General features: G+C 66.2%; 1 pseudogene. It reads right to left on the bottom strand.

The window, feature by feature from the left end:
* Positions 1 to 134 precede the first annotated feature (134 nt).
* Positions 135 to 287, bottom strand: a pseudogene (locus tag JHD69_RS20700) (tRNA (N(6)-L-threonylcarbamoyladenosine(37)-C(2))-methylthiotransferase MtaB); the annotation flags it as partial.
* Positions 288 to 385 lie beyond the last annotated feature (98 nt).

Here is a 385-nt window from a genome sequence, read left to right on the forward strand (position 1 = left end):
CCCCCCCCCCCCCCCCCCCCCCCCCCCCCCCCCCCCCCCCCCCCCCCCCCCCCCCCCCTTCTCCCCCCCCCCCCCCCACCCACACCCACACATGTCGTGGTTCGTCGGCAGCGTCAGATGTGTATAAGAGACAGATATTTCAATGCTTCTTTTACCACCTTGCGACATTTTTTGTCGGCATGGTCGGTAACAGAACAGGTATTGATTACATATACGTCGGCAGCGTCGGTAAATTCGACCACGCTATAGCCCTGTCTCTTATACACATCTCCGAGCCCACGAGACAGTACTCATGATCGCGTATGCCGTCTTGTGCGTGGAAAGGGGGGGGGGGGGGGGGGGGGGGGGGGGGGGGGGGGGGGGGGGGGGGGGGGGGGGGGGGGGG

Origin of the sequence: Pedobacter sp. ASV12 (genome assembly GCF_016429155.1) — a bacterium.
Taxonomy (GTDB): domain Bacteria; phylum Bacteroidota; class Bacteroidia; order Sphingobacteriales; family Sphingobacteriaceae; genus Pedobacter.